Consider the following 7,704-nt stretch of genomic DNA (forward strand, 5'->3'; position numbering starts at 1 on the left):
TAGTTTTAAAATTAAATTAATATAACTATACCTAAATTTAAAATTTAAATATCATTTTTGCAATAAATTCTAAAGTAAAAATCACGTAAAAATTTAACTCATAATTATTTCACTCAAACAAATTTTTATGCAAAATTTCTTCTAAAACCACAGTAGCATAAGAGCCTTTTTGCAAGAAAAACTCTATACAAAAATGAGCTTTTTCTTCATCATAACGCCATTTTAACTCTTCTAAATATCCCCACATAAAGCGTCTTGAACCTTGCATTTTAGCCTTAAACTCCAAAGCATCTTTAAAAATTTCATTTTCTAAATTTAAGGCCAAACCTTCTCCTGTTTCATAAGCCTTAGCACCGATTAAAAGTCCCATAGCACTAATGTCTCTTGCTCTAAAACGCTCAAGCTCAGCACTCAAATCCTCACATAAAAAACACTTTCCAAAAGGATAATGCCCTAAAACCTCGCCTTTTAAAAGCTTAAAAAATTGTTCTTGTTTTTTAAGCTCCTTAGCTTCTTCTTTAGAAATTTTATAAATTTGGATCAATTCTTTTTCGCTAAAATCATTTGCAAAATGTGATAACTCCACTCTTTTACTCAAATAGCGATTAAAAAGCTCGCTTTGAAAAGCTGAAATTAAGAACTCTTTCATTTTTACATTTTTCATCTTTTTACCACGCAAAATTTCAAGCCCTTCTTTATAATTATCCCCAAATTTTCCAAAACGCTGATAGCCAAAATAATTCGCAAAACCTTGTTTATCTAAATTCATCAAAGCTTGTTCTAGTTTTAAAGCATCGCTTGGTAAAACTTTTTTTAAGCGTATGAAAAAAGAATTTCCTTTTAAATGCCCTATTCTTAGCTTGTTTTCGTGGGTAAAAATTTCTAAAATTTTAAGTTTAGGATGAGAAAAATTTGACAAAAAACTCTCAAATTTTTTAGGCATAGAAAGGTATTGAAAGGTTGATCCTTGCTTGTCTTTAAGCCCTGCATAACCAAAATCTCTTATTTTAACCCCGCTTGCTTCACTTAAAATTTTTAAAGCTTCATTTGCGGTTAAATCTTTTTTATTGATATGCAAAATAAGATGCTCGCCCTTGCCGCTAAATTCATACAAAGGCCTTTCACGCACTACAAAATCATCGCTATTTTTACTAAAATACGCATTAATAGGACTGTGTTTTAAACTATACAAAGGCTTAAAAATGATGTTCTCTTCCGCTAAATTCATATTTTCCTTTCACTGCTTTTCCAAAGATATTTAATTTCACGCCGTATTTTTTGGCTATTGTTTCTATATTTTGCCGTTCTTTTTCATCAAAAGCAAATAAAATTTCATATTCTTCTCCGCTATAAAGCGTATAATCATCAAGTTTTTTAAACCAAGAAATACCGCATTTATTTAAGGATAAAAGCCTCGATAAATCTTTGCTTAAACCATCTGAAATATCCATAGCACAAGAAATTAAAGGTGCGATTTCATAAAAAAAACTAGCTCTTAATTTTGGCTTTATAAATACATGGTTTGGTTTTAAAGTACCCCCATTTTGTAAAATTTCAAGCCCTTTTAAACTTCGTCCTAATTTTCCTGTATAAGCAAGTAAATGTCCTTTTTTTAAACCTTTTCTAAAAACGGCTTTATCGTTAATCTTTGAAATGATAGTAAGACTAATGTCTATTTTATCATTACTTATAGTATCGCCGCCTATGATTTTTATATTAAATTTCCTAGCTGTTTTTAAAAAACCTTTTTGCAAGGCTTTGATCTCATTTTCGCTTAATTTTTTTGGTAAAGCAAGTCCTAAAAGTGCGTATTTTGGTACAGCATTCATCGCAATGGCATCTGAGATATTAACAAGCATTGCTTTTGTAGCGATTTGCTCTAAGCTAAACCACTCTCTTTTAAAGTGCACATTTTCAAAAAACAAATCCTTGCTAAAACACCAATCATCGATAATAGCTCCATCATCGCCATTTTTTTCATTTAAAAAAGCTTTGATAATAAAATCTTCTTTGTTCATAATGCGTGATTTTATAAAATTTCCTTTTAAATTCTAGTGAATTTTAGAAAAATTTTATATAATATAGAAATATTTAAGGAAAAACCATGAAAAAATTAGAATTAAGAATTTTTAGATTTGATAAAACCAAGGATTATGAGGCTTATTATAAACCTTATATTTATGATAATTATGAAAATTTTGCAAGCTTTTATGATCTGCTTTTGCAAGTTCAAGATGATGATATTTATTTTGATTTTGATAAAGATGAAGACACTTACATAGTGGTAAATAAGCAAATCATACCACTTTTTACACCTTTAGAAAAAATAGCAAAAGAATTTGATTTTAATCTTTGTATCGAGCCTTTAAGTACAAAAAGAGCTATTAAAGATCTTATCATTGATAAAAATGATTTTTTAGACAAATACAAATATCTTGAAAAATTTGGCGATGAAGAGGATAAAAAGCTTTATGCAAAATATGATTATTTATATTATGCAAGTGAAATTTTAGACTATCTTCCTGAATATATGGGCGATGGAGTGTTTTATTTGGCCTCAAAAATGATAGAAAAATATCCTGAAAAAAAAATAGAAATTTTAAAAACTCTAGCAGATAAAGAAAAGGGTATTTTTTATCATCTTGAAAGCAAAAATGAAATTTTAGAAACAACGATCAAAAACCTACAAAATGAAATTTTAAATTTAGGGCTTTTTGATAAAAATATTTTACACTTTGATTTACCTAAAACCAATGCTTTTGATAATGAGATTAAAGAACTTAAGGAAATTAAACATAATTTTAAAGATTTCAATATAGCTTTTTATGGTTTTAATGCTTGCGATACTTTAAAATCCAAACTTGAGGCTAAATTTATTTCCTATGAAAACAGTACAAAAAATAATGGCTTCACTTTGCTGAATTTAAATCCTACACTAAGCTATAAAATGGCTGCAGATATTGTTTTGGACGCTTATGATAGCGGGGCTGATTTTATGGTAGTAAAAGAAGAAAAGGATTTTTATCTTTTTGATACTTGTGCTAAAAAACTTATGCAAACAAGCAAAAGAGATTTTGAAGACTTTTATATTTTAAGTCGTTTTGAGTTTTTAGCCCTTATCCAAGGCATACAAGCTCCATCATTAAAAAATCACACTTTAAAGGTTAATTTGATATGAAAATCTCTTTAGAATGTAAAGATCTCATCATAGAAAAAACTTTAGAACTTTTTTTAAAAGATCATTTGGTAATGAAAAAAGATTGTGATTTTATCATTAGTGATGAAAAAATTCACACCGCAAAACCCTTATTTATCATCTCTAAGAACTCTCCATTTTTAAGCGTGCCATTTAGCAAAGAAGCCTTGTTTGAGTCTTTAAATGAATTTGACAATGCCTTAAAAGCAGCAGCTTTGCAACTTGCGCTTGAACAAAAAAGACTGCTTGAAGAAAAAATTGAAGCTATTGCTTTGGAATTTAAAAAAGATTATGAAAATAAAATCGATCTTGCCATAAAAAATCTTAAAAACAAACTCGTAAAAGCACTTAATGATGAATGATGAATTTATAAGCGTTAAAGACTTTTTTAATCACAATGAAAAAAGAAAAAAATTTCTTCAAAAACAAGAAATTACTTCTCCTAAAGAAAAAATAAAAAAAATCAAAGAAACAAAGCTTTATACAAATATAGAAAGTGGTAAATACAAAGGAAAAAAACTACTTTTACCTAGTCTTACAACAACAAGAAGCACTAAAAGTATAGTAAAAAGTTGTGTTTTTAATGTAATAAGGGAAGATTTAAGAGATAAAATTTTCATTGAAGCCTTTGGCGGAAGTGCTTTGATGGCGGCCGAAGCACTAAGCAATTATGCTTTAAAAGCTTATGCTATAGAACTTGATGTAAAAGCCTATAAAATTGCTTTAGAAAATGCTAAAAACATAGATCCAAATTTAGAAGCGATCCACGCAAATACTTTTGAAATTTTACCCCAACTCATAGAAAATTCAAAAAATGAAATCATCTTATATCTTGACCCGCCTTTTGATATCAGAGAAGGTTTTAGCGATATTTATGAAAAAATTTATCATTTTTTAGAAAATTTAGATTTAAAGACTTTAAATTTAATCATTTTTGAACACCACTCAACCATAAAAACTCCCGAAAAAATCCAAAATTTTCAAAAAGTCAAAGAAAAGAAATTTGGATCAACAAGTTTAAGTTTTTATAGTTCAAATTAATTACCTCTTCCCAAACTCCCTCTTCAACCTAAGCACATCTTTGAGGATAAATTTGATATACCCCCCCCCATACCAATTCTTACTAGCTTTAATAAAAGCTTCACCTAGTTTATAAGTAAAACATTCTTTTTCTTTTAAAGCTTCTTTGTAGTCAGGATAAGTTTCTAAAGGAGGTAAAGCTAAATTTGGATTGTCTTTTATTTTTTCTTCATAGGCTTTTTGTTCAAATTTATGCTTATCTTTTATATATGATAATACAAAAGGTATTCTTATATATCCTAATATGCTTTTTGAATTTTCAATCAAAGCTTGTCCTAATTTATAAGATAGATGATTGTGAATGCGGAATTTGGCTGAATTTTTATCTATATAGTTTATGTTTATATTTTTTACAAATTTATTTCCTAATTCTTTTTTTAAAACAAAAGATTGTAATTCTTTATTTTTTAAATCTTGTTCCAAATTTTTTATTTCTAAGTTTTGTTTTTTAATAGGAAAAGAATTAAGTTCATTTTGTAGCATTGTTTTTTCTTGATTTAAAGTAGAGATGATATTATCTTTTTCTTTGATTTGATTTTGTAAAGGAGCTAGTTTTCTTGGATCCATTTTAGAGCAATATTCATTTATAACTTCTTTATATAATTCCACAGGAGGAGCCAAATGATTAAAATTATATTCTCTTGGTATTAAAATAGTTTGATTTTCATATTCTTCAATATCTATGCTTATTTCATTGTTATCAATTAATAAAAATGCAATAACTCCACAATATCCTAGCTTTTTATCACTTTTTACCATATCATAAGGATACCATTTATCTTCATTTATTCTTTCATCTAAATAATCATATAAAACTTTGAGTTTATTTGTGATTTTTATAGGTTCATTTAAACCTTTACAAGCAAGACCTGGTCTTAATAAAGTTGTTTTGATTGTTTTTTCGGTTTTAAAACAAAGAGACGACATTAAAACAGCATTTTGATTATTACTAATAACATCTATTATGTAATAATTTTCATATTCTTCGGGAAATCTTAAAAAATTTTCCTTTGTAATTTTATATATTTTTAGCTCATCAAATAAATGACATTTAAATTTTATTAACTCACAATTTTGAGAATTTATCATTTCGCTTGCAAAGCAAATCTTGAAATTTATTTTATTGTTAATATTTTTTTTAGGTAAAGGAAAATTATGAAAATTTATAGCAATTTTTTCAGCTAATTGACCTAAAACAAAATTAAAATAATGGGTATTATCATAGGTTAATTTCAAGATATCAGTTCTTAAATGATTATTTTCATTAAAATCAATAAGAGAAAAACCAAAATCTACACATAATTTTCTATAAATTCTTTCCACAAAAAAATTAAACCTCTGATTTAAATTATGTTTTAAAAGTACTAAAACTTTATTTTGCAATAATGAAAGTTGATTGAAGGTAAAATAAATTTCTTGAACAATCCTTTCTTTATTTGAAATATAAGAATCATCAGAAGTATTAAATAAAATAATTATTAAATCAGACTCTTTTAACTCATTATAGTTTTCTTTAAGTAAAGATAAAAATATATAAAAACTAGAATTAGTCGCTGGTAAGCTTAAATTTTTTAATTCTATATTGTATTTTTTAAAAGATTGTTGCATAGAAGAAAAAGATATGACAAAATCGCTATGTCCACAAACAACAACTTTCATATTTTTTTAAGCTCTAACATTGCTTTTATAGATTTAAAATTGATAAAATTTTCCGGCGTAATATCATCAAAATCTAAAGTAATCTGATAAAATTTTTCAATTTCAGCAACCAAATTCATTATATCAACACTATCAATAAAACCATTTTCTATTAGATTGTTATCAAATTCACTAATATGACCCTTGCCAATATTGATAAAAAATTGTTTGATTTCTTGCATTTTTACTCCTTTGGTTTTTTGAAATTATAAAATATTTATTTAAACAAGTTCTTTTAAAACTTTCCTATCAATTTTACCATTTTGATTGAGTTTAAATTTGTCAATTTTAATAAATTGACTTGGTATCATATAAGAAACCAATCTTTCTTTACAAAATGTTTTTAGATCAAGTTCTTCTTCGCTTTCATAAAAACAAATGATTTTATTTTTAAAAATACAAGCGCTATTTTTTATATTTGGATGAGAATTTATCATGCTTTCTATTTCTCCAAGTTCTATCCTATGTCCCATGTATTTGATCTGATTATCTGCTCTTCCATAGCATAAAAGTTCGCCAAATTCATTATAAGAAACAATATCTCCTGTTTTATAGAGTAAATCTAAATAATTATCATGTAAAGGATTTTGTATAAAAGCTTGTTTGGTTTTTTCTTTGTCATTATAATACCCTAAAGACAAAGAAGTTCCACGCACGTAAAGCTCCCCTTTAATGTCTATTTGTTTAGGACTTATGAAATTCATATTTTCATCAAAAACTAAAAGTTCTGTGTTCTTACATGCTTTGCCTATGGGTAAAAGTTCTTCATCTTTAAAAGTGCGATTTATGATATAAAAAGAACATACATCAGCGATTTCTGTTGGGCCATAAAGGTTGGCAAACAAAGCATTGGGTAAGTGTTTACGCCAAATATTTAGCTGTTTATTAGGCATGATTTCACCAGCAAAGAGAATTTTTCTTAAAAGATTTAGTGAATATTTTTGCAATCCTTTTTCATTTGCAAAATAAATCAGCACCGAAGGCACCCAAAATATAGTGCTTACTTTTTCTTTTTCAAGACATTCTAAAATTTTATTTGGAAAGGCAAAAAGATGATTAGGTAAAAGATGTAAAGTTGCTCCTGATTTTACACTTGAAAAGATATCTAAAACACTATTGTCAAAATAAAATGGTGCTTGATTGGCTAAAATTTCATTCTCATCAAATTTAAAAGTCTCACATACCCAAAAAGTATAATCAATCACACTCTTATGTGCTATGCTTACTCCTTTAGGAATGCCTGTGCTCCCACTGGTAAAAAGCACATAAAGTAAATTAGTATCTATATGTTTTTCTTTTGCAGTTTTTATTAAACTCTCATCTATATTAAAACTTTCAAAGTCTTGTGTATAAAGTGTAGGCAAATCTAAGTTAAAATTTAAATCCTTTGAAGTGATAAAAAGTTTAGGTTTTAAAACCTCTATAACTTTTTCTACTCTTTCTTTAGGACTTTTCTCATCTAAAAGGGTATAAAAATTTCCACTTAATGCCACTCCAAAAAATGAAATCAAACAATCAATCCCTTTAGGCAAGATGATTAAAACAGGAGCTTGTATAGGATTATTATTTCCTAGGTTTCTTAAAATTTCACTGGTTAGTTTTTTAGAAAAAAGATCAAAGTTTTTATAAGTGATTTCCTTTCTTTCCTTGGCAAAGGGTTCTACAAAAGCTGTTTTTTTGCTAAATTTGATTAAACTTTTTTCTAAAAAATCGTAGATATGGGTTGTCAT

Annotated in this window: 8 protein-coding genes; 3 read left to right on the forward strand and 5 right to left on the reverse strand. The window is 26.9% G+C overall.

What is annotated here, in order from left to right; translation table 11 throughout:
- Window positions 1-109 precede the first annotated feature (109 nt).
- Window positions 110-1,228, reverse strand: coding sequence for a tRNA pseudouridine(13) synthase TruD (truD, locus tag AJ888_RS01115; protein ID WP_002862113.1), 1,119 nt, complete (start codon window positions 1,226-1,228; stop codon window positions 110-112).
- Window positions 1,197-2,018 carry a thiamine-phosphate kinase gene (locus tag AJ888_RS01120; protein WP_002862114.1) on the reverse strand — a complete coding sequence of 274 codons (822 nt, stop codon included), beginning with the start codon at window positions 2,016-2,018 and terminating at the stop codon, window positions 1,197-1,199. The genes truD and AJ888_RS01120 overlap by 32 nt, the downstream gene beginning before the upstream one ends.
- Before the next feature lie 86 nt (window positions 2,019-2,104).
- Between AJ888_RS01120 and AJ888_RS01125 the strand changes: the two genes are divergently transcribed.
- From AJ888_RS01125 to rsmD, 3 genes are read left to right on the forward strand one after another with little or no spacing between them, the layout of a single operon-like run.
- Complete coding sequence (locus AJ888_RS01125) at window positions 2,105-3,178, forward strand: DUF5644 domain-containing protein (protein ID WP_002862115.1); 1,074 nt, start codon at window positions 2,105-2,107, stop codon at window positions 3,176-3,178.
- The gene (locus AJ888_RS01130; RefSeq protein ID WP_002862116.1) at window positions 3,175-3,558 is read left to right on the forward strand and encodes a hypothetical protein; all 384 of its coding nucleotides are present in this window, start codon (window positions 3,175-3,177) and stop codon (window positions 3,556-3,558) included. The genes AJ888_RS01125 and AJ888_RS01130 overlap by 4 nt, the downstream gene beginning before the upstream one ends.
- Window positions 3,551-4,237: a 16S rRNA (guanine(966)-N(2))-methyltransferase RsmD gene (rsmD, locus tag AJ888_RS01135; protein WP_002862118.1), complete on the forward strand. Its 687-nt coding sequence runs from the start codon at window positions 3,551-3,553 to the stop codon at window positions 4,235-4,237. Before AJ888_RS01130 ends, rsmD begins: the two co-directional genes overlap by 8 nt.
- On the opposite strand, the gene AJ888_RS09330 is transcribed toward rsmD, so the two are convergent.
- The 3 genes from AJ888_RS09330 to AJ888_RS01150 form a co-directional block, all read right to left on the reverse strand.
- A complete protein-coding gene (locus tag AJ888_RS09330) occupies window positions 4,238-5,935 on the reverse strand; it encodes a hypothetical protein (protein ID WP_250643780.1) in 1,698 nt (565 codons plus the stop codon). It abuts the gene before it with no gap.
- A complete protein-coding gene (locus tag AJ888_RS01145; protein WP_070296097.1) occupies window positions 5,932-6,156 on the reverse strand; it encodes a phosphopantetheine-binding protein in 225 nt (74 codons plus the stop codon). The genes AJ888_RS09330 and AJ888_RS01145 overlap by 4 nt, the downstream gene beginning before the upstream one ends.
- Before the next feature lie 39 nt (window positions 6,157-6,195).
- Window positions 6,196-7,704, reverse strand: a 1,509-nt coding sequence (locus AJ888_RS01150; protein ID WP_070296098.1) for an AMP-binding protein, incomplete at its 5' end; no start/stop codon positions are given.

This window comes from Campylobacter sp. BCW_6467 (assembly GCF_001762855.1).
Taxonomy (GTDB): domain Bacteria; phylum Campylobacterota; class Campylobacteria; order Campylobacterales; family Campylobacteraceae; genus Campylobacter_D; species Campylobacter_D jejuni.

What these genes read in the sequence shown, in the direction of transcription:
- truD (WP_002862113.1), bottom strand. Translation starts at nt 1,228, where the DNA reads ATGAATTTAGCGGAAGAGAACATCATTTTTAAGCCTTTGTATAGTTTA.
- AJ888_RS01120 (WP_002862114.1), bottom strand. Translation starts at nt 2,018, where the DNA reads ATGAACAAAGAAGATTTTATTATCAAAGCTTTTTTAAATGAAAAAAAT.
- AJ888_RS01125 (WP_002862115.1), top strand. Translation starts at nt 2,105, where the DNA reads ATGAAAAAATTAGAATTAAGAATTTTTAGATTTGATAAAACCAAGGAT.
- AJ888_RS01130 (WP_002862116.1), top strand. Translation starts at nt 3,175, where the DNA reads ATGAAAATCTCTTTAGAATGTAAAGATCTCATCATAGAAAAAACTTTA.
- rsmD (WP_002862118.1), top strand. Translation starts at nt 3,551, where the DNA reads ATGAATGATGAATTTATAAGCGTTAAAGACTTTTTTAATCACAATGAA.
- AJ888_RS09330 (WP_250643780.1), bottom strand. Translation starts at nt 5,935, where the DNA reads ATGAAAGTTGTTGTTTGTGGACATAGCGATTTTGTCATATCTTTTTCT.
- AJ888_RS01145 (WP_070296097.1), bottom strand. Translation starts at nt 6,156, where the DNA reads ATGCAAGAAATCAAACAATTTTTTATCAATATTGGCAAGGGTCATATT.